At 35.6% G+C, this 961-nt stretch carries 2 protein-coding genes; both read left to right on the top strand.

Features of this window, described 5'->3' with window-relative positions:
• Positions 1-104 precede the first annotated feature (104 nt).
• Positions 105-350: a CopG family ribbon-helix-helix protein gene (locus ND811_RS19390; protein WP_265353625.1), complete on the top strand. Its 246-nt coding sequence runs from the start codon at positions 105-107 to the stop codon at positions 348-350.
• Entirely contained in the window at positions 350-766 is a 417-nt protein-coding gene (locus tag ND811_RS19385) for a putative toxin-antitoxin system toxin component, PIN family (protein ID WP_265353626.1), read from the top strand. Before ND811_RS19390 ends, ND811_RS19385 begins: the two co-directional genes overlap by 1 nt.
• Positions 767-961: the final 195 nt, after the last annotated feature.

The following is a 961-nucleotide window of genomic DNA, read 5'->3' as shown; positions in this document are numbered from 1 at the left end:
GCGAACATTGCGGGGAAGAGTCGCCACATCCGTGTGGCGTTTTTAAGAATTACAAAAGAATATACATTTGACATATATACAAATATTGTATATTATGGAAAATCATGAATCAGACTGTTAACATCTCTTTCGAAAAGGCTCTTTTAAAAGAAATTGATAAAATCGCAAAAAGAGAACACAGATCTAGATCTGAATTAATCCGGGAAGCTGCAAGAGCTTATATTGAGAAAAAATCTAAGTGGCAGGCTATCTTTGATTTCGGTGTTAAATCTTCTGAAAAATCGAATCTTACCGAAGATGATATATTCAAAGAAATTAAGAATGTTAGAAGAAATAAAAAAGCTTCTTAATGTTAAAAATTCTCTTAGATACAAATATTTACATTTCCGCAATTTTGTTTAATGGAAAGCCTAAGCTTGTTTTACAAGATTTAATCGATGAGGTTTTTATTGGTTTCATCTCGAATGAAATTATCGATGAAATAGAAGAAACTTTATCAAAACCTAAATTCAAACTTCCAAATGATTTTATCCAGTTTACAATTTCTGAAATAAGAAATTCCACCACAATTATCAAAAATAAAAAACTGAAAGATTATCTGAATTTAAGAGACCGAGATGATTTTCACATTCTTGAAACTGCTTTTTCCGCAAATATTGATTTTATAATCACTGGTGATAAAGACCTTCTAACTTTAGAAAAAATAAAAGAATTCAGAATCATAACTCCAGACGAGTATTTGAGAATAAAAGAGGAACGAAGCTAAGATTGCGACATCCGTGTCGCTCCCCGCAACGTCGCATAACAGCGACTTACCGCTGCGCTTCGGGACAAGCCCTCGCTCGGCCTCCGGCAAATTGTCCTCCTGTCACTCGCCTTGCTTACGCAAGCTACGTGCCAGTCCCTAACGTCCCGTTTCCGGGACTCAGGGTCGGACAACTTCGGTAAGTCTAGTTCGTTA

The organism is Leptospira soteropolitanensis (genome assembly GCF_026151655.1).
Taxonomy (GTDB): Bacteria; Spirochaetota; Leptospiria; order Leptospirales; family Leptospiraceae; genus Leptospira_A; species Leptospira_A soteropolitanensis.
This window is presented reverse-complemented; position numbering and strand designations above follow the sequence as displayed.

Bases quoted from the DNA above. Each gene is read 5' to 3' on its own strand.
- ND811_RS19390 (WP_265353625.1), top strand. From the start codon at position 105: ATGAATCAGACTGTTAACATCTCTTTCGAAAAGGCTCTTTTAAAAGAA.
- ND811_RS19385 (WP_265353626.1), top strand. From the start codon at position 350: ATGTTAAAAATTCTCTTAGATACAAATATTTACATTTCCGCAATTTTG.